Source organism: Stenotrophomonas sp. KH_029, assembly GCF_057839765.1.
Genome location: NZ_CM174498.1, coordinates 1,819,226 through 1,841,886 on the forward strand (window position 1 = coordinate 1,819,226; position 22,661 = coordinate 1,841,886).

At 68.8% G+C, this 22,661-nt stretch carries 20 protein-coding genes and 1 pseudogene; 7 read left to right on the top strand and 14 right to left on the bottom strand.

Going from position 1 to position 22,661, the window contains the following annotated elements; genetic code table 11:
• Positions 1-6: 6 nt before the first annotated feature.
• Positions 7-1,965: a serine hydrolase domain-containing protein gene (locus tag AC3ITM_RS08425; protein ID WP_489269761.1), complete on the bottom strand. Its 1,959-nt coding sequence runs from the start codon at positions 1,963-1,965 to the stop codon at positions 7-9.
• A gap of 343 nt (positions 1,966-2,308) precedes the next feature.
• On the opposite strand from AC3ITM_RS08425, the gene AC3ITM_RS08430 reads away from it, so the two are divergent.
• The gene (locus tag AC3ITM_RS08430) at positions 2,309-2,944 is read left to right on the top strand and encodes a helix-turn-helix domain-containing protein (RefSeq protein ID WP_228885101.1); all 636 of its coding nucleotides are present in this window, start codon (positions 2,309-2,311) and stop codon (positions 2,942-2,944) included.
• A 100-nt stretch (positions 2,945-3,044) separates the two neighbouring features.
• Here AC3ITM_RS08430 and AC3ITM_RS08435 read toward each other — a convergent pair.
• From AC3ITM_RS08435 to AC3ITM_RS08450, 4 genes and pseudogenes are all read right to left on the bottom strand, one after another.
• Positions 3,045-3,489, bottom strand: a pseudogene (locus tag AC3ITM_RS08435) (SRPBCC family protein).
• Between the two features lie 2 nt (positions 3,490-3,491).
• Complete coding sequence (locus AC3ITM_RS08440) at positions 3,492-3,806, bottom strand: ArsR/SmtB family transcription factor (RefSeq protein WP_228885099.1); 315 nt, start codon at positions 3,804-3,806, stop codon at positions 3,492-3,494.
• Positions 3,807-4,083: 277 nt separating this feature from the next.
• The gene (locus tag AC3ITM_RS08445; RefSeq protein WP_489270059.1) at positions 4,084-7,119 is read right to left on the bottom strand and encodes a galactose-binding domain-containing protein; all 3,036 of its coding nucleotides are present in this window, start codon (positions 7,117-7,119) and stop codon (positions 4,084-4,086) included.
• 402 nt (positions 7,120-7,521) lie between these two features.
• Positions 7,522-7,908 carry a GNAT family N-acetyltransferase gene (locus AC3ITM_RS08450; RefSeq protein WP_489269762.1) on the bottom strand — a complete coding sequence of 129 codons (387 nt, stop codon included), beginning with the start codon at positions 7,906-7,908 and terminating at the stop codon, positions 7,522-7,524.
• Positions 7,909-8,064: 156 nt separating this feature from the next.
• On the opposite strand from AC3ITM_RS08450, the gene AC3ITM_RS08455 reads away from it, so the two are divergent.
• From AC3ITM_RS08455 to AC3ITM_RS08480, 6 genes are all read left to right on the top strand, one after another.
• Positions 8,065-8,970 carry a LysR family transcriptional regulator gene (locus AC3ITM_RS08455; protein WP_489269763.1) on the top strand — a complete coding sequence of 302 codons (906 nt, stop codon included), beginning with the start codon at positions 8,065-8,067 and terminating at the stop codon, positions 8,968-8,970.
• A gap of 171 nt (positions 8,971-9,141) precedes the next feature.
• Positions 9,142-10,320: an MFS transporter gene (locus AC3ITM_RS08460; RefSeq protein ID WP_489269764.1), complete on the top strand. Its 1,179-nt coding sequence runs from the start codon at positions 9,142-9,144 to the stop codon at positions 10,318-10,320.
• 102 nt (positions 10,321-10,422) lie between these two features.
• Complete coding sequence (locus AC3ITM_RS08465) at positions 10,423-11,010, top strand: TetR/AcrR family transcriptional regulator (protein ID WP_489269765.1); 588 nt, start codon at positions 10,423-10,425, stop codon at positions 11,008-11,010.
• On the top strand, positions 11,007-12,047 hold the full coding sequence (locus AC3ITM_RS08470) for a DUF418 domain-containing protein (RefSeq protein WP_489269766.1): 1,041 nt from the start codon (positions 11,007-11,009) through the stop codon (positions 12,045-12,047). Before AC3ITM_RS08465 ends, AC3ITM_RS08470 begins: the two co-directional genes overlap by 4 nt.
• A 43-nt stretch (positions 12,048-12,090) precedes the next feature.
• On the top strand, positions 12,091-12,900 hold the full coding sequence (locus tag AC3ITM_RS08475) for an APH(3') family aminoglycoside O-phosphotransferase (RefSeq protein WP_489269767.1): 810 nt from the start codon (positions 12,091-12,093) through the stop codon (positions 12,898-12,900).
• A 240-nt stretch (positions 12,901-13,140) separates the two neighbouring features.
• Positions 13,141-14,175, top strand: coding sequence for a phosphotransferase (locus AC3ITM_RS08480; RefSeq protein WP_489269768.1), 1,035 nt, complete (start codon positions 13,141-13,143; stop codon positions 14,173-14,175).
• 21 nt (positions 14,176-14,196) lie between these two features.
• Here AC3ITM_RS08480 and AC3ITM_RS08485 read toward each other — a convergent pair whose 3' ends face one another.
• From AC3ITM_RS08485 to amaB, 9 genes are all read right to left on the bottom strand, one after another.
• The gene (locus AC3ITM_RS08485) at positions 14,197-15,504 is read right to left on the bottom strand and encodes a type II toxin-antitoxin system HipA family toxin (protein ID WP_489269769.1); all 1,308 of its coding nucleotides are present in this window, start codon (positions 15,502-15,504) and stop codon (positions 14,197-14,199) included.
• Positions 15,501-15,848 (bottom strand): helix-turn-helix domain-containing protein, encoded by a 348-nt coding sequence (locus tag AC3ITM_RS08490; protein WP_489269770.1) that lies wholly within the window; start codon positions 15,846-15,848, stop codon positions 15,501-15,503. The genes AC3ITM_RS08485 and AC3ITM_RS08490 overlap by 4 nt, the downstream gene beginning before the upstream one ends.
• A gap of 146 nt (positions 15,849-15,994) precedes the next feature.
• Positions 15,995-16,882 (bottom strand): DMT family transporter, encoded by an 888-nt coding sequence (locus tag AC3ITM_RS08495; RefSeq protein WP_489270060.1) that lies wholly within the window; start codon positions 16,880-16,882, stop codon positions 15,995-15,997.
• A 32-nt stretch (positions 16,883-16,914) separates the two neighbouring features.
• Complete coding sequence (gene murB, locus AC3ITM_RS08500) at positions 16,915-17,967, bottom strand: UDP-N-acetylmuramate dehydrogenase (protein ID WP_489269771.1); 1,053 nt, start codon at positions 17,965-17,967, stop codon at positions 16,915-16,917.
• Positions 17,964-19,019, bottom strand: a complete 1,056-nt coding sequence (locus tag AC3ITM_RS08505; protein ID WP_489269772.1) for a quinone-dependent dihydroorotate dehydrogenase — start codon at positions 19,017-19,019, stop codon at positions 17,964-17,966. Before AC3ITM_RS08505 ends, murB begins: the two co-directional genes overlap by 4 nt.
• A 9-nt stretch (positions 19,020-19,028) precedes the next feature.
• Positions 19,029-19,799, bottom strand: coding sequence for a class I SAM-dependent methyltransferase (locus tag AC3ITM_RS08510; protein WP_489269773.1), 771 nt, complete (start codon positions 19,797-19,799; stop codon positions 19,029-19,031).
• Positions 19,800-19,812: 13 nt separating this feature from the next.
• On the bottom strand, positions 19,813-20,097 hold the full coding sequence (locus AC3ITM_RS08515) for a DUF4190 domain-containing protein (RefSeq protein WP_489269774.1): 285 nt from the start codon (positions 20,095-20,097) through the stop codon (positions 19,813-19,815).
• Between the two features lie 46 nt (positions 20,098-20,143).
• On the bottom strand, positions 20,144-20,908 hold the full coding sequence (locus AC3ITM_RS08520; RefSeq protein WP_489269775.1) for an SDR family NAD(P)-dependent oxidoreductase: 765 nt from the start codon (positions 20,906-20,908) through the stop codon (positions 20,144-20,146).
• Entirely contained in the window at positions 20,905-22,437 is a 1,533-nt protein-coding gene (amaB, locus tag AC3ITM_RS08525; RefSeq protein ID WP_489269776.1) for an L-piperidine-6-carboxylate dehydrogenase, read from the bottom strand. Before amaB ends, AC3ITM_RS08520 begins: the two co-directional genes overlap by 4 nt.
• Positions 22,438-22,661 lie beyond the last annotated feature (224 nt).

Below are 22,661 nucleotides of genomic sequence, written 5' to 3' on the forward strand. Positions count from 1 at the left end.
GATGGGTCAGTAGTTGAGAGCGAAATCGGCCAGGCCCATCAGGAAGATCGCGTAGCCGAGCAGGGCGGCCGAGGCCAGCAGCAGCAGCGCCCACAGCCGCGCCAGCCAGCCGCGCCCGGCGCGCACGGTGTGCAGCAGGTTCCAGGCCATCGCCGCGATGCCGCCGACGATGGCGATCACCGAGGCGATGCCCAACCCGATGACGGCCGGATCCAGGCGGTCGTCGATGCGGGCGAAATCGACCGATACCCAGGCCATCAACCCCAGCGCCACCGCCGGAACCAGCAGCAGCAACCAGCAGGCCATGCGGCTGAGGCGATAGGCGCGCAGGGCAGTGCGCGGCCAGCCCAGCACCTGGCCGTGGCGGCGGCGGACCAGCGCGGCGATCGGCCAGCCCAGCGCCGACAGCGCCAGCACGGCGGCCGCGGCGATCAGCAGCGGCATCAGCCAGCGTGCCGAGCGGTAGACTTCCGCGCGCATGAACACGTTGTAGGGCGAGGACGAGTCCACCGCAAAGCCCACCGGCTGCCCGTCCTTGACGATGGCGGCCAGACGCAGTTCGCTGTCGGTGGCCTGCCATACCCAGGGCGCGATCGGCTTGAAGGTGGTGGGTTGCCCGTTGGGCTGCTTCAGGCGCGCCAGGCGCAGCCCGCCGTCGTCCAGAGCCTGCAGCCGCGTCTGCGACAGGATGCCGGTGAGGCCGATACCGGTTTGCGCGCGGCGCGAGCTGAGATAGCTCGGCGCGGCCAGTGCGCGGGCCTGCTGCCTGGCCAGGGCCAGGTCGACCCTCGGCATCGGTGCGGCGGCGGCCTTGGGGAAGTAGCGGTCGGCAAAGTTCTCCAGCAGTTGCCGCCGGATCGGGCCGGTGATGCCATTGGCGCCGGCGCTGTTGAACGAGACGAACAGGCCGATGTCGTGATCACGGAACAGGGACAGCTGGGAGTGGAACAGCAGCGTGTCGCCGGCATGGGATACCACGCGCTGGCCGTTGACATCGCTTTCGTAGAAGCCCAGCGCCATGGTGTTCAGCGGCGGTGCGAAGCGGGTCTGCGGGGTCAGCATCTGCGCGCTGGTGGCCGCTTTGAGGATGGCCGTGTCGGTACCGCCGGCGGCGCGCAGGTGGGCGATCATGAAGCGCGCCATGTCGGTGGCGCTGGCGGTCAGGGCACCGGCCGGCGCCGAGGGGGTGACCTCGAACGCGCGCGGCGTCCCCGAGCCCAGCGCATAGCCCTGGCTGACCATGCCGCGCAGTGCCGGCGGCAGCGGCTGGCGGAAGCTGGCGTGCTGCATCTGCAGCGGCGCGAAGATGTGCTGCTCCACGTACTCGGCGAAGGGCTGGCCCGAGACGCGCTCGACGATGTAGCCGGCCAGGCTGGTGCCGTAGTTGGAATACGCCGGCACGGTGCCCGGCGGGAAGATCTGCGCCGGTACCCGCTGCTTGAGGTAGGGGCCCAGTTCGGCGCCGCCGCTTGCGGCCACCGCCTCGGTGGTCCACATGTATTTGAGGTTGGCTTCGAAGCCGCCGGTATGGGTCATCAACTGCCGCAGGGTGATCGGCAGGCCGCGTTCGGGCACCTTGAAATCCAGGTACTGGTTGATGTCCGCGTCCAGGTCCAGCTTGCCGGCCTCGACCAGCTGCATCACCGCCGTCCAGGTCATCAGCTTGGACACCGACGCCATCCGGAACAGGGTGCGGTCCGGGTTCACCGGCGTCTGCTTTGCCACATCTGAAAAGCCATAGCCGCGGCGCACCAGGATCTGGCCGTCCTTGACCACGGTGACCACCGCACCGGCGATATCGCCGCGCGCGATCGCATAGGGCATGAACCCATCCAGCCAGCGGGTCGCGTCGGCAGCGGTCAAGCGCGGCGCGGCGTCCACGCCAGGCGCCGCCGCCGCCGCGGGCGCGGTCTGCGCCTGCTGGGCCAGGGCCGGGAAGGACAGCAGCAGGGCACAACAGAACACGACAGGCCATGACAACGGACGCATGTGACGATCCTCTGGGAGCTGGCTGACGATGCACTCCAGGTAGCCGCTTCGGAGTGCCAAAACAATCTCAATCAGATAACAATATTCCTGATTGGAGAAAAGTCAAACACAAGTCACCGCCCGATCCCCCGTCGGACCGCCAGATTTGACCCCATCGTCACCGGCCGCTGGCATCCTCCAGGCGGCATATCGCGTTCCGCGCCCGGAACGAGGCGGAAGCACTCGGAATCGTCGGAAAACCATCCTGATCAGGATGGAGTTCAGGTCCGCGTAGTATCGTATCCACAACTTCACTGGCAATAGCCCAAAGGTCCCGTCGATGAGTCCGAAGAGCCCCACGCTCGGCACCCTGCTGCGCGGTCTGCGCACGCGCAAGGGTTGGACGCTCAAGGAAATGAGCGAATACACGGAAATCCCCCTGTCCACCCTGTCCAAGATCGAGCACGACCGCCTGACCTTGACCTACGACAAGCTGCAGCACCTGGCGCAGCGGCTGAACCTGCGCATGTCCGAGCTGTTCTCCGAGCCGGACACCGACAGCACGCCCAAGCCGGTCACCGCGCGGCGCAGCCTGGGCACGCTGGACAATGCGCTGCGGGTCAAGACTGACAACTACGATTACTACTATCTGTGCACCGAACTGCGGCGCAAGCGGATGATCCCCATCCTGACCAAGATACGCGCCAAGACCGCCGCCGAGTTCGGCGAGCTGGTCCGCCACCCGGGCGAAGAATACGTGCACGTGCTTGAAGGCCGTATCCAGGTGCATACCGAGTTCTACGATCCGGTGGTGCTGGAGACCGGGCAGGGCATCTATATCGACAGCCAGATGGGGCACGCCTACATCGTCGATGCCGGCTGCGAGGAGGCCGTGCTGCTGGCGGTCTGTGCCAGCGCGGACGAGGACCTGATGGAATCGCTGATCACCCTGCATGAGCATGAGGGCAGCCCCTGAGCGTGCGGGTGCCAGGGGCGTTGCATGAAAAGGGCGCCCAGTGGCGCCCTTTTTGTTTGCACGGCCGGCCCGTTGGTCGGACCGGCCCCGCACTCTTTGCCTACGCCAGTGGCTTGGCGAACACATCCATTCCCTGGCCGGTTTCCAGCAGCGATTTCAGGCTGGACAGCACCATCGGCCAGCCCTGACGGATGCCGTTGTCCATGCCGCTGCCCGGCTCGAGCGCGTCATGGGTCACCGTCAGCCTGACCATGCCGTCGTAGGGCACGATGTCGAAGGTCACCCGGCTGTAGCTGGACGGGTCGTCGGCCTGCGAGGCTGCCGCCCAGGTAATGACCAGGCGCGAGGGTGGGGTGCTTTCCACCACCTCGCCGACCAGCTCGACCTTGCGCTGCTCATTGGCGCGAACCGGGCTGCCAGTCCGACACGTTCTCATGGCCCCAATAGGCCCGTGCGATTTCCGGCCGGGTGATGGCGTCGAACACCTTGTCGGCGGTCGAGGCGATGTAGATCACGTGGATGAAGCGCGTGGATGCGGTGGACATCGTCATTCTCCCTCGAGTTCTTGTTTCAGGTCATGCAGCAGGCCAAGCCGCTGCTGTTCGAACTTGCGTACCCAGCGTTGGTAGACCTCGTACAGCGGCACCGGGTTGATGAAGTGCAGCTTCTCGCGCCCGCGCCGGACGGTACTGAGCAGGTTGGCGTCCTCCAGCAGACCCAGGTGCTGGGCGACCGATTGGCGGGTCATCTGCAGCTGCGCGCAGAGCTGGCCCAGCGACTGGCCGTTGTTGGCGCAGAGCGCGTCCAGCAGCGCCCTGCGGGTGGGATCGGCCAATGCCTTGAATACCTTGTCTGCTTCCATCCGGGGCGCTCGGTTCCAGTGGGCCATCGGTGGTTGGGCGGACCCTGCGGGCCCGTGCCGGTCTGCAACCGGGCCTTCCGGCGTATCCGGACAAGGGCCCGCCGGGGTGCGGCGGCGTCGCGGGTGGTTGCGGGTGGTTGCGGGTCGATAATATGCAGGTAAATGACTGCATGTCAAGCCGGGATGGAATGCGCGCCGGAACGGCCGGCGCGGCGGCGGCCACCGTTGTTTCAGTCCAGAGCGCGGTACAGCCGGGCCGGCCCCGGCTGTGTCTGTATCACCACTGCGCCTGGAGCGTCTGGAACGGGCGCTTCAACAGCACGCCCTGGGCGTCGTAGTCGGTGATGGTGCGCCCATCCACGCGAACGCTGGCCGGCCGCGTGCGCGAGGGCCACCACACCCGGACCGCTGCATCGCCGCGCAGGCCCTTGCCCAGCGTCAGCTGCAGCCGGCCGTCGCGCTGTTGCGCCTGCAGCTGCAAGGTGCCGTAGGCGGTGGGCAGGCGGTCGATGGCCAGGCCTTCGCCGGCTACCCACGATGGTGGCGTGCCCGGCAGCAGCGACAGCGCGTCGTCGTCTTCGCGCATCAACATGCCAAACAGGGTGCGGCCATACTCGGCGCCGATCCAGGTATGCGGCATGTCGCCGAGATAGCGCGGGAAGCGCAGCCGCGAATGCACCACTTCGGCCAGCACCTGCCATTCCAGCGGGCGGCGGTCGTGCAACAGGCCGCGCAGCAGTTCGTCGGCCGCTTCAGGCTGGCCCAGGTGCACATAGCTGAGCACGTTGCGGATCTCATACGGGGTGTAGGCGTACAGCGCACCGGGCTGGCTGCGCTTGCGTACATCGTCCAGGTAGCGGGCGAAGGTGGTGCGCAGCGCCTGCGCAGGCAGTACATCCTGCGCGCCGGTGGGGTCCAGCGCGATCGACACGCCGGTGGGGTCGCCGTCGCCCAGATCGGCCGAGGAGGGGATGAAGTCGATGCCCTTCCATTTCATGGTGGCGCGGATCGAGGCGACCAGCGCATCGTGCAGCAGGCGGCCCTGCTGGCGCGCCCAGGCGGCGGTGGCGTGGTCGCCCAGCGATTCGGCCAGCCAGGCGCCGTCGTGCCAGCCCTTCAGGCCCCAGTAGTCGTCCCAGTAGCTGTGGGTGGGCGAGGGATAGCCTTCATGGCTGATCGACGGCGCCAGGATGCCGGCGAAGCGTTCCGATGCGGGCTGGTTGGCCATGTAGCCGGGTACCAGGGTGCGCTCGCGCAACTGCTGCAGGAACTGCATGGCCGCCTTCACCTTCGGCAGGTAGGCGCGTACCGCTTCGGGGCCGCCGTCCAGGCGGGCGACATCGGCGACCAGGGCGATGTACTGGCCCTGGCTGTCGTATTCGATGTCCGAGCCGAAGCCGGTGTTGACGCTGCCGTCGTCATTGAGGATCGGCGAGACCAGGCCGTTGGCGTGCACGCCGTGTTCGCTGTACCAGGCCAGGTAGTCGCGGGCGACCTTGGCTTCGCCCATGCGCAGCAGCACCGCCGAGGTGGCCATGCCGTCGCGGATGAAGGAGCGGTTGTAGTTGCGCGGGCCCGGCTGCATTGCCGGGCCGGTCTGGTTGATCAGCATGTAGGCGGCCTGCGCGCGCAGCATGTCCACCAGCGACGGATCGGGCAGGCGCAGCCCGACCTGGCCCAGGCGTGCCTGCCAGTCGGCCGACGCCCGCGCGGCCAGCGTGTCGTAGGCGGCATCGGCCTGCGCCGGCAACGCGTCCAGGTGCAGTGCCGGGGCCGCGGGCAGACTGCCATCGGCAGCGGCGGCGGCGGTGCCCAGCGGGAAGGCGATCACCACCGAACGGCTGGCGCCGGGCGCCAGCTGGATGCGGTAACCCAGCGCGGCGGCGGCCAGCCCGTCGGCATCGCGGGCTTGGCGGCTGGGCGGCAACGTGCCGCTGGCGACCGCGGCGGTGATTTCGCTGCTGCCGTCGGCGCCGAACGCGGCCGCGCCGGCCGCATCGATCGGCGTCAGCGACTGCAGCAGCGGGCGGCCATTGACGCGTACCGATTGGCCTTCAACGGCGACCTCGCGGATCGGCGACAGCCCGCCGTTCTGCCACGGCGGGTTCATCTGCATCGGCCGCACCACCAGGTTCAGGCTGCCGTCCACCGGGGTGGTGCCGGTATTGCGCAGGCGATGGCGCACGAAGGTGACCGGTTGACCGTCCAGTTCGATGGCGAACGCTTCGCTGTCCAGTTCCAGGCCCGGCTGCGGCGTCCAGGCCGCCGACGGCATCGGCTTCCAGCCGTCGCGCAGGGCATGCCGCACCGCTTGCCCGGCCGCACCGGCGGCGTTGCCGTCGGCGTTGCGCCAGATCGGCTGCACCAGCGGGGCGCCCTTGAAGGCTTCGATGTTGCCGTATTCGTCGAAGATCGACTTCTGCCGGCCGCCATGCACGCCCACGGCGGTCCAGTAGGTCTGCTGCAGGTGCAGCGAGGCCGGGAACAGGGCGCGTTGCGCGCCGCTGGCGGCGATCTGGTAGCGCTTCATCGGCGTCATCACCGCGGCCGGGCCGAGCAGGCGCACGCGCCCGACCTGCGGTGCCTTGCCGTCCACGCTCAGGCGCAGCGCCTGGGCGGTCACCGGCGCGTTGCCGGCCAGCCAACTCTGCTGGCGGCTGCCCGCCTGCGCATCGCGCGCCAGCTCGATCCAGCGGCCCTGGCCGTCTTGCGCCTGCAGCCGCGCCGCACCGTGCGCGCCGGCCCAGTCCACCACCAGGCCGGTGGTGGACTGGGCGCGCGGCAGGGCGATGTCCAGCGTGTGCGTGCCGCCCTTGCCGGCGGGGACGGCCACCGCGCCGCCGCCTTGCCACAGCGAGGCGGCCTGCGCCGGGTCCAGCCCGGCCACGCGGGCGCTGGTGGTGCTGTCCAGCGGTTGCAGTTCGAAGATCGACACGCCCCAGTCGGAGGTGCGCTCAGGGCTGGCCAAGCGCAAGTAGCGCGCCTGCCGCGGGGCGAAGAACAGGGTTTCGATGCCGCCCAGCGAGTCGCCCATGGTGTAGGCGGTCTGCCACTGCCGGCCATCCAGCGAGGTCTGCAGGCTGTAGCCCTCCGGATTGGAGACGTCCCAGGTCAGCTGCACGCCGCCCAGCGTGGCCACCGAGCCCAGGTCCACCTGGAACCAGTGGCCGGGGCTGAAGGCGCCGCCGGTGACGGTCTTGGGGTCGCCATCGATCAGGTGGCTGACCGCCATGGCCGACACCTGCTGCGAGGAGGCACTGGCCTGCCACTGGCTGCGCGGCGGCAGGTCCTGGGCCAGGCAGCTGGCAGCCATTGCCAGTGCGGCGGGGAACAGCAGGGCGCGCACCCTGGTGTGGTTCGGCCTGGGCAGTACGGCCCGGCGTTCAACATGCAGCCCCATCAACGCGCTCCTGATGTCGTCGGCCTCGACAGTGAGGTCGGGCTACACGCTAGCAAGGGCTGAAATCGTTTACATGACGCATCGCAATATCGCCGCCGCGCGGCCAATTCACCATTCGGCACCGCAGGGTGGCGCCCGCCCTGTGGCCAGCGGCGGGGCCGGCAAATGCATGGGGCGACGCCGGGTCCATGGCGGCAACGCCGCTGCTGGCGGGCATGGGGGCGGTTTTTGCCGATTGCGACAGGCGGGGTCAACCGCAGGGGCGCGCAGCAATCGGCGCAGGGGTGACCAGGCTTGTCCGGCCGGCACGGGTATTCAGCCCGGGCAGGCCGCCCGGAAGTACACCACCTCGGCATCGCCGGGGTCGAGGTTGTCGATGCTGCCACTTTCCACGAAGCCGCAACGTTGGAACAGCGCACGCATGGGCCGGTTGGACTGGTTGGTGGACGAAAACAGCTTCGGGCGTTCGCACTGTGCAACCAGATGCTGCAGCAGCAACGCGCCAAGGCCGCGGCGGCGAAACGGTTCGCCGACCATCAGCATGTCGATGAAACCGTTGTCGAAGAAGTGATAGTGCAGCACCCCGTATGCGGCCGGCACACCGTCGAGCAGGAGCAGGTGGCAGCTGCGTTGCCCGATCCATTCCTGGAGCAGGATGGATCGGCGCGGGTCGTGCGGGGCCGCCGAATCGAGCGCGACCACGCTGGAATAATCATCCGGCTGGGCCAGACGGAAGCTTGTGCGGCGGTTCACTGTGGGTCCTGCGCAAACGGGGTGGCCAGGGTAGGCCAGTGCCAGGCTCTTCGCCAGAACGAATGGGCGAACGACTTAAGATGAGCGCAGACCCCGGAGGCCGCGATGATCGAGACACGCCTGTTGCAGCAATTCATCGCGGTAGCCGAAGAGCTGCATTTCAACCGCGCCGCCGAGCGCCTGCACATGGCCCAGCCGCCGCTGAGCCAGGCGATCCGCCGGCTGGAGGCCGAGGTCGGGGCGGCGCTGTTCGACCGCAGCAACCGCAGGGTGGCGTTGACCGCCACCGGCGTCGCGTTCCTGCGCACGGCGCGGGCCACGCTGCAATCGCTGGACGAGGGGCTGGCGCATACCCGCCGCGTTGCCGACGGCGTGGACGGCCACCTGACCCTGACCTTCATCAATATCGTGGCCTACGCACCGCTGCTGCGCGCACTGCGTGGCTTCCGCCAGCAGTCGCCGGGCGTTGCCTTCACCCTGCACGAAGCCAGCACGCACGCGCAGGTGCTGGCGTTGGAGGAAGGCAGTGCCGACCTGGGTTTCATGCGTGCCCCCGGCACCAGCACGCCGCAGCTGCGTATGCATTCCCTGCTGCGTGAGCGCATCTGCGTGGCATTGCCGGCCGGGCATGCACTGGCCGGTAATGCCGTCGTGGCCTTGGCGGCGCTGGCAGGCGAGGATTTCGTGGCCTCGCCACGGCCGCTGGGGCAGGGTTTCCACGACCAGTTGCTGCAGTTGTGCCAGGCCGCTGGGTTCGTGCCACGCGTAGTGCAGCAGGCCCGTCAGCTGCAGACCCTGGTGGCACTGGTAGCCAGCGGCTTCGGGATCGCGCTGGTGCCCGAATCGGCCGCACTCGCGGCGCCGGAGGAGGTGGTGTTCCGTCCGATCCAGGTCGATGCCCCCGATGCGCTGTCGCACCTGGAACTGCTGATGGCCTGGAACCCCGGCCGGCATTCGCCGGTGCGCGACCGGTTGATCGAGCAGATCCAGCAGGCACTGCCGGGCCGGTAGTCCAGCAAGACGCGGCACGTCTTGCCACGGGACCAAAACGGTCTTTTACCTGCTCCGGGCGCGCTACTAGGCTGTGCCGGCACCGTGGCTGCGCGGCGGATCGGCAGTGCGGCGGTGGCCGTCGCAGGCATCGCGGTGCGGCCCTTTTCGCTGGTCGAGCCTGGAGCATCCATGCCTGTTGTCATCTATGTGTTTTCGTTGTGTACGTTCGCCTTCGGCCTGTCCGAATTCGTGGTGGCCGGGCTGGTCTCGACCATGGCCGTGGATCTGCACGCGCCGGTTTCCGCGGTAGGTGCGGCCGTTGCCGCCTATGCCGCTGGCGCGGCGATCGGGGCGCCGTTGCTGACCGCGCTGGTGGCGCACTGGAAGGACCGCAACATCCTGGTGCTGGCCATGGCGATACTGGCTGTGGGCAGTGTGGCGATGAGTCTGGCGCCCACCTTGACGCTGCTGCTGGTGGTGCGGTTCCTGGTCGGGCTGGGCCATGGCGTGTTCATGGCGGTGGCCTCCGATGCGGCCACCCGCCTGGTCGACCCGCAGCGTGCCGGGCGCGCCTTGTCGGTGGTGTGGATCGGATTGACGCTGGCGTTGGCGCTGGGCGTGCCGCTGGGCACCCTGCTGGGCAGCGTATGGTCGTGGCGCGGCATTTTCCTGGCCATTGCGCTGCTGGGGGTGGCGGGCATGCTTGGCCTGCTGCTGTGCATGCGCGGCGGGCAGGTGCCGCATGCGGCCAGGACGGGCGGGGCGTGGACGGCGTTGAAGGCCATCACCCATGCGCAGCTGCTGGTCACCGCCGGGGTCGGGGTGCTGGTGAGCGTGGCCACGTTCTGCTTCTTCACCTTCATCTCCCCGTACCTGCTGCAGGTAACCGCCGTGCCGCTGTCCTGGCTGAGCGTGGCGATGCTGTTGTTCGGGGGGTGTTCGATCCTGGGCAACCTGCTGGGCGGTTGGCTGGCCGACGCCGGCAACGCCACCGGCAGCACGCTGTGGGCGCTGGCCGGGCTGGCGCTCAATCTGCTCGGCCTGTATCTGCTGCGTGACTGGCCGTGGCCGATGATGATGCTGGTCGGCGCGCTGGGCGTGTGCTTTTTCTGCATTGTCACCCTGCTCACGCTGCGCCTGTTGACCCTGGCCCAGCGCCACGTGCCGGCGTCATCGGCGGTGGCGGCAGGGCTGAACATCGCCTCGTTCAACCTGGGCACCGCGCTGGGTGGGCTGCTGGGCGGCCTGGCCATTGCCGGCGGTGGCCTGGTCCACATTCCGCTGCTGGGCGCGTTGGCAGCGCTGCTGGCCGCAGCGGTGCTGTGGCGGCAGGCCCGGCCGGCGGTGGGGCCGATGTCGGCTGCGTAAGTGCCTTGCAGGGTGCGCCGGACTGAACGCCAGCACAGCGTCGCAGGTTGACGATCGGTCCGGCTCTTTCAATGAACGGTCGTTCGTTCAATACTTGGCCGCATGAAACGACTCGACCAGACCCGGCAGCGCGCCACCCACATCCTCGACGCCGCGATGGCCTGCTTCATTGCGCAGGGCTTCCACCCCACCAGCATGCGCGACATCGCGCAGGCGGCGGGTGTCAGCCTGGGCAATCTGTACAACCATTTCGCCAGCAAGGAAGCCCTGATCCTGGCCGTGGCCGGTGCGGAACAGACCGAGCTGGCGCCGCTGCTGGCGGCACTTGCGTCGGGCAGCGGCGGACGCACCGCCCTGAAGCGCTTCCTGCGCGACTACCACGCACTGTGTACGCGGCGCGAGTGGGCGCGGTTGAGTGTGGAAGTACTGGCCGAATCCGTCCGCAACCCGGCCGTTGCCGCTGCCTTCGCGCGCAATCGCGCGCAGTTGCTGCAGGCGTTGGCGACGTACATCGCGCGGCTGCCGCGTGCGACGGCGTTGTCGCCGGCGCTGATCGCACAGCTGCTGCTGGATGCCGTGGAAAGCGATGGGCTGCGGCGTGGGCTGGATGCCGATGGCGCGATCATGCCTGCCAGGATACCGGTCCTGCAGCCGGCGCTGCTGGATGCGCTGCTGGGCAGCGCGATATGAGCAGCAGCCATGACGCAGCGCGGCTTGATGGCATCGATCTGGCGCGCTATCTGAGCCTGGCCGGAATGGTGCTGGTCAACTTCCGCCTGGCGATGGAAGTGGACACCGCCGAGGGCGGCCTGTTGGCAGCGTTCTTCCACTTCCTCGAGGGCAAGGCGTCGGCGACCTTCGTGGTGCTGGCTGGCATGGGGCTGGTGCTGGGCACGCGGCGGCTGACGCTGCGCGCCGCCGTCTGGCAGACCTGGCGGCGCGCGCTGTTCCTGGCGGTGCTGGGGCTGGTCAACCTGCTGATCTTCCCGGCAGACATCCTGCACTACTACGCCTGCTACTTCGTGCTGGCGGTGCTGTGGCTGCGTGCAACGCCCCGGACGCTGGCCATCAGCATGCTTGCGCTGGCGCTGCTGTCGTGGGGCTGCCTGCTGCACCTGGACTACAGCCAGGGCTGGAACTGGCAGACGCTGGAGTACAGCGGGATGTGGCAGTGGCCAGGCTTCGCGCGCAACCTGTTGTTCAATGGGTTCCACCCGGTGCTGCCGTGGATGGTGTTCCTGCTGGGGGGCATGTGGCTGGCACGGATGCCGTTGGCACAGCCCCGGGTGCAGCTCGCCCTGCTGGTGACCGGTGCGCTGATGCTGGCTGCGGCCTATGCGGTGCAGGCGCTGGCCGCCGGCGGCGCTTGGCAGGCGCTGCTCGACGTGCAGCCGCTGCCGCCCGGGCCGACCTATCTGCTCGCCGGCCTGGGCGCGGCGTGCACCGTCATTGGTGCGTGCCTGCTGCTGATGCGGCGGGCCGGCGCCAGGGGGCTGCGTGCATTGCTGCCGGTGGGGCGGATGACGCTGACCTTGTATGTCGCCCACATCCTGGTCGGTATGGGGACGCTGGAGGCATTGGGCATGCTTGGCAACGGGCGCACGCTCGGCGAGGTGGCATGGGCCGCGTGTGTGTTCCTGCTGCTGGCCACGGTACTGGGCTGGGCATGGTCGCGGCGCGCATCGCGGGGTCCGCTGGAGGCTGTGATGCGGCGGTTGACCGGTTGACCAGGTCCTTGCACTCCACGCCCACGATCACGGGAAACAGGTAATGCCCGCCACCACCCATTGCACGCTCACCGACACAGGCCTGGTGCTTCCCGCCGCCTGGTGCGAGCGCCTGGTCGGTGCGCGCATCCAGGCGCAGGCGATCGGCGCGTCGCGGGCCGATGTATTCCGCGTGCAGCGCAGCGATGCGCCGGACTGGTTCCTCAAGTCCGAGCCTGCCGATGCCTTCAGCGAACTGCCCGATGAGATCGCGCGGTTGCGCTGGCTGCAGACGCAGGGAGTGCCGGCCGCACGGGTGGTGGACGTTGTCGATGACGGCGCCCGCCACTGGCTGCTGATGAGCGCGGTGGCCGGCGCCGATCTGGCCTCGTCGCCGGCGCTGACGCCGCTGCAGGCGGTGACCCTGCTGGCCGATGCACTGCTGCTGTTGCACCGTTTGCCGGTGGCGGAGTGTCCGTTCGATCATCGCCTGCCACGACGGCTGGCGGTGGCGCGGGCCCGGGTGGAGGCCGGCAGGGTGGATGCGTCCGATTTCGATGACGAGCGCGCCGGGCAGTCCGCGGCACAGGTGCTTGGGGAGCTGCTGGCGCAATCGCCGATCCAGGCCGACCTGGTGGTGACCCATGGCGATGCCTGCCTGCCCAACGTGCTGGCCGACGGCGGCCGCTTCACCGGTTTCATCGACTGCGCCCGGCTCGGCGTGGCCGACCGGCACCAGGACCTGGCCCTGGCCGCACGTAGCATCGCGCTGCAGTTCGGTGCGACATGGGTGGCGCCGTTCTTCGCACGCTACGCGGTAGTGCTCGATCCCTCGCGGTTGGCGTTCTACCGCGGCCTGGACGAATTGTTCTGATCGCCCGCAGCATGGTTGAGAGCTTGCAGGTTCGCGTCCTTGGCGGCTCCGAACACCATTTCCCGCTGTTCGGGCCGAGCGGCGGTGGGTGCCGCCGGGCCGCGCGGATGCTGCCGCCCCGTGATCGCACCCGGTAGTTGTTTAAAGCGGGATTGAGGCGTCACTACGTGACGCAATGCGCTGTGTTGCTGCGATGGACTCTGCGATAGTGATGCTCTGTTCGTGCGCCATGGCGGAGTGATGCTGCATCCACAGGAATTGTCTTCTGCGCAGATTGGCGCGGTGCTTGCGCACGCCTGGGGCGTGCAGGCCGCGACGGTGGTGCAGCGGCCGGCCGGGGCCGATGCCGGTGCGACGGTCTACCAGGTGGCCGCGCAGGATGGCCGGCGCTGGTGGTTGAAGTGCCGGCGCTATGCGGTGCACGACACGGTGTGGAAGGTGCTGCAGTATCTGCGGCAGCAGTCCGGCCTGGCCGAAGTGGTGGCGCCGCAGCCGGCGCTGGACGGCGCCCCGGCGCTGCGCCATGCCGGGATGCAATGGACGTTGTTTGCCTATATCGAAGGCCAGTCCGGGTTCGAGGCGGCGTTGTCGCAGGCGCAGTGGCAGCGGCTGGGGCAGGTGCTGCGCCAGGTGCATGAGGTGCGCCTGCCGGCCGAACTTGCCGCCGGGCTGGCCCAGCCCGGGTTCGATGACGACACCGCAGTGGAACGGGTGGGGGCCTGGTTGCGCCGGGGCGACGCGCACTGGCCGTTGCCCGATGCACTGGCCGAGCAGTATCTGCGCGGCTGGCGCCAGCACCGCCTGCGCATCACCGAGGTCTGGCAACGGTGCGTGGCGCTGCGTGAGCGGCTGGCGCGGCAGCCGTTCACGCGGGTGTTGTGCCATGGCGACCTGCACGCGGGCAACCTGCTGCTGCGCGCCGATGCGGGGCTGTGCCTGATCGATTGGGACGACATGGTGCTGGCACCGCGCGAGCGCGACCTGATGCTGGTCGGCGCTGGCGTCGGCGGGCGCTGGGGCCGCGAAGACCCGCCGGGTTTCCGCCAGGGCTATGGTGCGGTGACGGTGGACCGGGCACGGCTGGCCTACTACCGGCATTGGCGGATCCTGCATGACATCCAGGAGTTCCACGACCTGATGCTGGAGCCGGGCGCGGCCGCGCGGCCGCCGACCCAGCGCCGGCAGGCACTGCGTTACATGGACGAACAGTTCGCGCCGGGCAATGTGGTCGACAACGCCGCGCGCAGCTGGCATGCCGCGGCGCTGCCGGCCTGAGCCGGGCGCCCAGGCCGGCACTCAGGCGATATGGGTACGCAGGCTGGCGGCGACCTGGTCGCGCCAGTTGGCGCTGACGCCGGCTTCGTCGGCGAACCGCGGCCACTGCCGCACGCTGTGGCGGACCTGTTCGACGATCTCGCGGGCGCGACTGGCGTTGATCGAGGCGGTTGCCGCGCAGGCGGCCAGGTCGGCCAGGCCGATGTCCTCGCGCTTGCCGTTGATCGACATCTGGTGGCGCGCGGTCCAGTCGCCGTCGGGGTTGTAGGCCCAGGTGATGTCGAACGCCGGCGACAGCGACCATTGCCCGCGGCGGTCCATCAGGTAGGCGATGTTCTTCACATGGTCGTCCTGGTTGCGTGCGATCACGTTGAACACCATGCGCCGGTACTGTTCTTCCAGCTGCGCCATCGGCAGCTGCAGCTGCCGCATGACCAGCAGGGCCTGCTCGTAGGAATGCGCGGTGGGGTCGTTGAAGTCGTAGTGGGCGATCGCCGCCAGCGACTGCATGTGCTGCTTGCCGCCATCGTCGCTGCGGTCGAAGCGGCGGGTCATGAAGTGGCGGCGGCCGCCTTCCTCGAGCAGCCGGCAGTCGGCGATGGCGATGCCGGCATCGCGTGCCATGAGGAAGTAGGCGTATTCGACCACGCCATAGCCCATGGGGTCGGCCAGTTCCTTGTCGCGGTTGTTGCGCACGCCATCGAACTTGAGCAGCCAGTAGCTGAAGCCCGGCGCGGCGGTGGCCTGGCCCGAGCGCACTTCGCCGCTGGCCTGGTTCCAGGCGATCACCGCCTTGGCGCGCGCGCCACCGGCCGAGGTGCCCACGCGCAGGATGTCGCGCAGCGCATCGGCGCGGGCTTCATCGCCGAAGGAGCTGCGCAGGTCGTGGCGGTGGCTGAGCACTTCACTGGCCAGCGCGACCAGCGCATCGATCTGGATGCTGTGGGCGGTACGCACGCGTGGGCCGTGCACCGGTGCGAACTCCAGCGCGCCCATGCCGCGGGTGCCGGTGTAGCACAGTCGCTCGACCGCGTTGAAGCTGTCCGGGGTACGGCCCTGGGTGGCCAGCCAGGCGTTGATCAGGGTGTTGCCGTACTTGTCCGGCAGTGCATCGGCCAGCAGGCCGGGCAGGCCGTGGAAGCTGGCCTGGGGGAGCGCGGGAAAGCTGTAGCTGCGCCCGGCGGCCAGCGGCATCATCAACGGCGCCACTTCGATGCCGGAGCGGGCGAACTGCGGGTCGTAGGCGAACTGCGCCACGCGCTCGCCGTCGGCCAGGCTGACCGCGCCGATACGGCTGCCCCACAGGCGCACCTCGGCGGTGGTGCTCATTTTTCGTCGCCCCAGACCCAGGCCGGGGCAGGCGGTTCGGCCACGCCGGGCCGCGCGCGGCGGCGCGGCTGGCCGCGGCGTTGCAGCAGGTCCAGCGGATTGTCGGCCTGTTTGGGCAGCAGCACATCCAGCGCGTCCAGCCGGTCCAGTGCGCGCAGGCAGCGGATCAGGTTGGTCAGCTGCGCCGGGCTGCCATCTTCCAGCCGTTGCACGGTGCGCTTGGAGACGCCGGCGGCGTGGGCCAGCTGCTCCTGGGTGATGCCGCGCGACAGGCGCAGGTTGGCCAGGCGTTGGCCCAGTTCCAGCAGTACGGCCTGGTCGGTACTCAGATGTGTGATGTTCATAAAGCGACCCTCCTGACGCTTTATGTCCCATCAATGGGTTAAGAAGTCAAGTATGGCGCTTTATGGCGGAAATGTTGAATGTTCATAAAGCGACATATGTGGCGCTTTAATGGCGATTTTTGATGTAAATGGCCATGTTTGGCGTTTTATTCGCCCGGCTTTGCGCCGGCCGATGCGGCCTCCGAAGCCGCGCGCCGCGACAGCACCGCTTCGCGGTGGGCGATATAGGCATTGGCGCCCAGGATGATGCTGGCGCCGATCACCGTCCAGCGGTCCAGGGTTTCGCCAAACAGCAGCCAGCCCAGCACGGCCACCAGTGGCAGCTGCATGAAGCTGATCGGGGTCAGCGCGGACACTTCGCCCAGCCGCAGCGCACGGGTCCACAGCAGCTGGCCGATGGTGCCGAACAGGCCGGTCGCCACCAGCCACAGCCAGGCCATGCCGGTCGGCCAGATCCAGACGAACACGGCCGGCAGCAGCGACAGCGGTACCCAGAACACGTAGGTGTAGAGCACCACGGCATCGGCGCTGTCCACCCGGGTGAGTTGCTTGATCTGGATCGCCACCAGCGAACTGAGCACCGCGGCCAGCACCGCCATCAGGGTGCCGGGCGTGAAGCTGGTCGAGCCGGGCCGCACGATGATCAGTACGCCGATGAAACCGATGATCACCGCCGCCCAGCGCCGCGCGCGCACGGTTTCGCCCAGCCACAGCACCGCGGCGATGGTGACGAACAGCGGGGTGGAATAGGACAGCGAAATCGCCTGCGACATCGGCAGGTGGCCGATCGCCCAGAACGCGCACAGCATCGAGGCCAGCCCGATCGCGCTGCGGATGAAGTAGCGCGGCAACTGCCGGGTTTTCAGCGAGGCGCGGCCGGGGCGCAGCAGCATCGGCAGCAGTACCAGCAGCCCGAATACGTTGCGGAAGAACGCCACTTCCTGGGTTGGCACCGAGCCGGTGGCGTAGCGGATGGCCACCGCCATCAGGCCGAACGCCAGCGTGCTGCCGAGCATCAACAGCGCCGCGCGCATCGGCGTCGGCGTGGGGATTGCCAGGGCCGGGCTCACCACTGGGCGCCGATCAGGCGCGGCTCCGGTTCGATCGGCACGCCGAACTTCTCCAGCACCGAGGCCGAGATCCGCCGTGCCAGCGCCAGCAGTTGTTGGCCGCTGGCGGTGCCATGGTTGACCAGTACCAGCGCATGGTCGGCCGACACGCCGGCATCGCCGTCGCGGTAGCCCTTCCAGCCGCAGGCCTGGATCATCCAGGCGGCCGACAGCTTGCGCCGGGTGTCGTCCTGGTCGGCCGGGTAGACCGGCAGCTCGGGGAAGTGCTGCAGCAGCACCTCGACCTGCTCCAGCGGCAGCACCGGGTTCTTGAAGAAGCTGCCGGCATTGCCGAGCACGTCCGGGTCGGGCAGCTTGCGCCGGCGGATGTTGATCACCGCGTTGGCGACATCGGCGGCGACCGGCAGTTCCACGCCCATCGCCTGCATTTCCTCGCCGATGCCGGCATAGCCCAGGCGCAGGTCGTGCAGCAGCGGCAGGCGCAGCTCGATGGCGCTGATCAGGTAGCGGTCCATCTCGCGCTTGAACACGCTGTCGCGGTAGCCGAACTGGCAGGCTTCGCTGTCCAGCCGCACCCACTGGCCGCCGTGGCGGTCCCAGGCTTCCACGGCCTGGATGAATTCCTCCACCTGCACGCCATAGGCACCGATGTTCTGGATCGGCGCGGCACCGGCGGTGCCGGGAATCAGCGCCAGGTTCTCCAGCCCGGACAGCCCGTTCTGCAACGACCACATCACCAGGCCATGCCAGTTCACCCCGGCCCCGGCGCGTACCACGGTGTGGTCGGCGCGGTGTTCCAGGATCTGGATGTCGGCGTTGGCGAACACCAGCACGGTGCCGTCCACGTGGCCGGCCAGCAGGACGTTGCTGCCGCTGCCCAGCACCAGCAGCGGCTGGCCGGCCACCTGCGGCAGTGCCAGCACCTCCGGCAGCAGCGCCGGGTCGTGCAGCTCCAGCAACTGGTCGGCGGTGGCGTCGACGTGGAAGGTGTTGAGCGCCTGCAGCGAGGCGTTTTCGGTCAGGGTCCAGGCAGGCATTGCGTTACTCATAGGGGGGCGACCGCACCGCGGCTGGGGGCTTCGCGGCGGCGACGGATCGCCTCCACGCAGTCCTGCACCAGTGCCGGGCCGCGGAAAATCAGGCCGCTGTAGCATTGCACCAGCGCAGCGCCGGCGGACATCTTGGCCACCGCATCGGCGCCGGACTGGATGCCGCCGACGCCGATCAGCGGCATCGACTCGGGCAGGCGCGCGCGCAGCCGGCGCAGCACCAGCGTGGACTGGCCCATCAGCGGTGCGCCGGACAGGCCGCCGGCCTGGTCGGCCTGGCGGTCGCCGGCCACCGCACTGCGGTCGATGGTGGTGTTGGTGGCGATCACCCCGTCCACCTGCAGTTCGCTGAGCACGCGCGCGGCCGCATCGATGTCGCGGTCGCTCAGGTCCGGGGCGACCTTGACCAGCATCGGCACCCGCTTGCCATGCTGCGCGGCCAGGCTTTCCTGGCTGTCGCGCAGCTGCGAGACCAGCTGGCGCAGCGCGTTTTCTTCCTGCAGTTCACGCAGGCCGGCGGTATTGGGCGAGGAGATGTTGACGGTGATGTAGTCGGCCAGCGGGTACACCTTCTGCAGGCAGTGCTGGTAATCGTCGAACGCCCGCTCGTTGGGCGTGTCCTTGTTCTTGCCGATGTTGATGCCGAGCAGGCCGGTGCGGCGCTTGGCGCGCTCGACGTTGCGCACCAGCGCATCCACGCCCAGGTTGTTGAAGCCCATGCGGTTGATGATGGCCTGGTGGGCCGGCAGCCGGAACAGCCGCGGCTTCGGGTTGCCTTCCTGTGGGCGCGGGGTGATGGTGCCGATCTCGACGAAGCCGAAACCCAGCGCCAGCAGCGCATCGATGTGCTCGCCGTTCTTGTCCAGGCCGGCAGCCAGGCCGACCGGGTTGGGGAAGCTCAGGCCGAAGGCGTTGGTCGGCAACGGCGCGATGCGGCCGGCCAGCAACGGCGTGGTGCCGGTGCGCCAGGCCAGCTCCAGGGCGTTGAGGCCAAGGCCGTGGGCGCGCTCGGCATCGAGGGCGAACAGGAAGGGGCGGGCAAGCGAATACATGGCGTTCAATCAGTCCAGCGTGCCGATGAAGGCACGGGTGTGGTATTGGAAGGCGACCTGGCCATCCACCGCGTGGGCGTCGAACAGCTGCTGCAGCGCCTCCAGCATCGGTGCGTGGCGCCGGTGCCCGGCCTGGGGGGCATACGAAGAGGACAACAGGCGACCGCGCAGGCCATCCAGGTCCATGCGCTGCACGTTGGGGAAACTGGCCAGGCCGCGCAGGCCCGGGCCGAACCAGGCGCGCATGGCGTCATCGTCCTGGTAGCGTTCGGCGACCTGGGTGTAGTCGGTACCGAACTCCAGCAGCAGCTGTTCGTAGCCGACCAGGAACGGGGAGGCATCGAGCAGGCGCGAGTTCCAGAACACCAGCGCCATCCCGCCCGGGTGCAGGATGCGCGCCCATTCGCGGCGCACCGCGGCGGTGTCGAACCAGTGGAAGGCCTGGGCGGCGGCGACCAGGCCGACGCTGTCCTGTGCCAGCGTGGTCGCCTCGGCGGTGCCGTCGACCAGTTTCAGGCGCAGGTAGTCCGGGGCCAGCCAGTGTTCGGCGGCGCTGCGCATGGCCGCATTGGGTTCCACTGCGATCACCGGGTGGCCGCTGGCCAGGAACAGGCGGGTGGAGATGCCGGTGCCGGCGCCGATGTCGGCGACCAGGGTTTCGGTGGGCACGCCGATATCGTGATGCAGCCAGTGCAGCAGGGCCGGCGGATAGTCCGGACGGTAGCGCACGTAGTCGGCAACCCGGCTGCTGAAACGCTCGGTGGAATCCGATCGGCTCACGGGAACCTCGCCATTACGATTGGGTTGCGGCAAACCAGGCCAGTCCGCCGAAGAACAGGATCATCGCCAGTACCGCCAGCACGGTGCCGATCACCACGACGTAGCCCAGGATCAACCCGCCGATGGCCAGGCCATCGCCCTCGAAATACTGGGGCTGGCGGCGGATTTCGGCGCGGGCCAGATGGCCGGTGACGATCGCCACCAGGCTGCCGATCAGCGGAAGGAAGGTCCAGCCGAGGATGCCCATGATCAGGCTGATCACGGCCGTGGTACTGGTTTGACGGGGTGGCTGGCTCATCCGGGTCCTCCATGGCAGAGCGGCCATGATAGTGCCTGCGCCCCGATTAGCCCATCAACACCTGGCCGCCATCCACGTTCAAGGTGTGCCCGGTAATCCAGCGTGCCAGCGGCGAACACAGGAACAGGGCGGCATCGGCGATCTCCTGCGGCTGACCAAAACGGCCGAACGGAATCCTGGCCAGGGTGCCGTGGTACAGCGCCGGGTCCTGCGTGCGGCGGCGTGCCCACAACCCATCGTCGAACTCGATCGAGCCCGGGGCGATGGCGTTGACCCGGATCCGCTGCGCGGCCAGCGCCACTGCCTGCGAGGTGGTGTAGTGCATCAGTGCGGCCTTGGCCGCCGCGTAGGGCGCCGCGCCCGGACGCGGTTGCAGCGCGGCGATCGAGGCCAGGTTGAGGATGCAGGCATCGCTGGACTGCCGCAGCCAGGGCAGGGCCAGCCGGGAGGCGCGCACCGCCGCCATCAGGTCGATGCCGAGGCTGGCTTCCCAGCCGGCCTCGTCATCGTCCATGCCGTAGCCGGTGGCGTTGTTGACCAGCACATCGATGCCTCCCAGCGCGCCGGCCGCATCACCGAGCCAGCGGCCGATATCGTCCAGCACCGCCAGGTCCGCCGAGGCGGTATGCACGTCCAGGCCGAGCGCCCGGGCATCGGCACGCAGCGCGGCGAGCCCGGGCTCACCGCGTGCGCAGACCGAAACGCGGGCGCCCGCCGCAGCGAACGCCAGCGCCATCGCGCGGCCGATGCCCTTGCTGCCGCCGGCCACCAGTACCCGGCGGCCGGTGAAATCCAGGCAGGGGCCGCTCACAGGTCGAACTTGATGCCCTGGGCCAGCGGCAGCGAATCGGAGTAGTTGATGGTGTTGGTCTGGCGGCGCATATACACCTTCCACGCATCCGAACCGGATTCACGGCCGCCGCCGGTGTCCTTCTCGCCGCCGAACGCACCGCCGATCTCCGCACCGGAGGTGCCGATGTTGACGTTGGCGATGCCGCAGTCCGAACCGGCCGCCGACAGGAAGCGCTCGGCCACCTTCAGGTTGGTGGTGAAGATCGACGAGGACAGGCCCTGCGGCACGCCGTTCTGCATGTCGATGGCTTCATCGAGGGTGCTGTACTTCATCACGTACAGGATCGGCGCGAAGGTTTCGTGCTGCACCACTTCGTCGCTGTTGTTCAGCCCGGTCACGATCGCCGGCAGCACGAAGTTGCCGGGGCGGTCGATGCGGGTGCCGCCGGTCTGGACGGTGCCGCCGCTGGCCTTGGCCTTCTCGATCGAGGCCAGGAACTGCTGCACGGCGCCTTCGCTGTTGAGCGGGCCCATCAGGTTGGCCGGGTCGGTCGGGTCGCCGATCTTGCCTTCCACCTGCTGGTACGCCTTGACCAGGGTGGCCAGCACGTCGTCGTGGATGGATTCATGCACGATCAGGCGGCGGGTGGTGGTGCAGCGTTGGCCGGCAGTACCCACCGCGCCGAACACGATGCCGGGGATGGCCAGCTTCAGGTCGGCGGTTTCGTCCAGGATGATCGCGTTGTTGCCGCCCAGTTCCAGCAGGCAGCGGCCCAGGCGGTGGGCGACCTTCTCGGCGACCTGGCGGCCGACCTGGGTCGAGCCGGTGAAGCTGATCAGCGGCACGCGCTTGTCGGCCACCATCTTCTGCGACAGCTCGGTGCCGGCATCGTTGATCAGGAAGAACAGGTCCGGGAAGCCGCCCTCGCGCAGCGCCGCGTTGCAGATCTTCATCGAGGCAATGGCGGTCAGCGGGGTCTTGTTGGACGGCTTCCACAGGCAGATGTCGCCGCAGATGGTGGCCAGGAACGCATTCCACGCCCACACCGCCACCGGGAAGTTGAACGCACTGATGATGCCGACCAGGCCCAGCGGCTGGTACTGCTCGTACATGCGGTGGCCGGGGCGCTCGGAATGCATGGTGTAGCCGTACAGCATGCGGCTCTGGCCCACGGCGAAGTCGGCGATGTCGATCATCTCCTGCACTTCGCCGTCGCCTTCGGGCTTGCTCTTGCCCATTTCCAGCGCGACCAGCGAACCCAGCGCATCCTTGTGCGCGCGCAGCGCTTCGCCGCACAGGCGCACTGCTTCGCCGCGGCGCGGGGCCGGGGTGGTGCGCCACACTTTGAAGGCTTCCTGGGCACGCGCGATGATGGTTTCGTAATCGGCGTCGGTGGTGGCGTGCACGGTGGCGATCGCTTCACCGGTGGTCGGGTTGAGCGGGGTGATCACCCCGGCGCTGGTGGCGCTGGACCACTGGCCGTTGCCAAGGTAGGTGCCAGCGTTGGTCGCGTCCAGGCCAAGGGCCTTGAGCAGCTCAGAGGACATGCAAACTCCTGTTGCGTATCAAAAAAGGGCGCAGCCGCTGGCAGGGTGGGGGCGCGGCATGCAGAACGCCGATTCTAGCAGGGGTAGGTGTGCCGGCTGGCGTGGCCCCGACGCCGGCGTTGGCCGTTGCGCTGAATGCGCCGGCGCCCCCGTGCGGCGTGCAACCGCTAGAATGCGCCATTGATCCGGGGCGGCGGCTGCCGTGGCCCGGTCGTCCCGTCTCC

What these genes read in the sequence shown, in the direction of transcription:
- AC3ITM_RS08490 (WP_489269770.1), bottom strand. Translation starts at nt 15,848, where the DNA reads ATGAACATCACACATCTGAGTACCGACCAGGCCGTACTGCTGGAACTG.
- AC3ITM_RS08515 (WP_489269774.1), bottom strand. Translation starts at nt 20,097, where the DNA reads ATGAGCCAGCCACCCCGTCAAACCAGTACCACGGCCGTGATCAGCCTG.
- AC3ITM_RS08460 (WP_489269764.1), top strand. Translation starts at nt 9,142, where the DNA reads ATGCCTGTTGTCATCTATGTGTTTTCGTTGTGTACGTTCGCCTTCGGC.
- AC3ITM_RS08445 (WP_489270059.1), bottom strand. Translation starts at nt 7,119, where the DNA reads ATGGCTGCCAGCTGCCTGGCCCAGGACCTGCCGCCGCGCAGCCAGTGG.
- AC3ITM_RS08480 (WP_489269768.1), top strand. Translation starts at nt 13,141, where the DNA reads ATGCTGCATCCACAGGAATTGTCTTCTGCGCAGATTGGCGCGGTGCTT.
- AC3ITM_RS08495 (WP_489270060.1), bottom strand. Translation starts at nt 16,882, where the DNA reads ATGCGCGCGGCGCTGTTGATGCTCGGCAGCACGCTGGCGTTCGGCCTG.
- AC3ITM_RS08475 (WP_489269767.1), top strand. Translation starts at nt 12,091, where the DNA reads ATGCCCGCCACCACCCATTGCACGCTCACCGACACAGGCCTGGTGCTT.
- AC3ITM_RS08505 (WP_489269772.1), bottom strand. Translation starts at nt 19,019, where the DNA reads ATGTATTCGCTTGCCCGCCCCTTCCTGTTCGCCCTCGATGCCGAGCGC.
- AC3ITM_RS08465 (WP_489269765.1), top strand. Translation starts at nt 10,423, where the DNA reads ATGAAACGACTCGACCAGACCCGGCAGCGCGCCACCCACATCCTCGAC.
- AC3ITM_RS08485 (WP_489269769.1), bottom strand. Translation starts at nt 15,504, where the DNA reads ATGAGCACCACCGCCGAGGTGCGCCTGTGGGGCAGCCGTATCGGCGCG.
- AC3ITM_RS08430 (WP_228885101.1), top strand. Translation starts at nt 2,309, where the DNA reads ATGAGTCCGAAGAGCCCCACGCTCGGCACCCTGCTGCGCGGTCTGCGC.
- AC3ITM_RS08440 (WP_228885099.1), bottom strand. Translation starts at nt 3,806, where the DNA reads ATGGAAGCAGACAAGGTATTCAAGGCATTGGCCGATCCCACCCGCAGG.
- amaB (WP_489269776.1), bottom strand. Translation starts at nt 22,437, where the DNA reads ATGTCCTCTGAGCTGCTCAAGGCCCTTGGCCTGGACGCGACCAACGCT.
- AC3ITM_RS08455 (WP_489269763.1), top strand. Translation starts at nt 8,065, where the DNA reads ATGATCGAGACACGCCTGTTGCAGCAATTCATCGCGGTAGCCGAAGAG.
- AC3ITM_RS08470 (WP_489269766.1), top strand. Translation starts at nt 11,007, where the DNA reads ATGAGCAGCAGCCATGACGCAGCGCGGCTTGATGGCATCGATCTGGCG.
- murB (WP_489269771.1), bottom strand. Translation starts at nt 17,967, where the DNA reads ATGAGTAACGCAATGCCTGCCTGGACCCTGACCGAAAACGCCTCGCTG.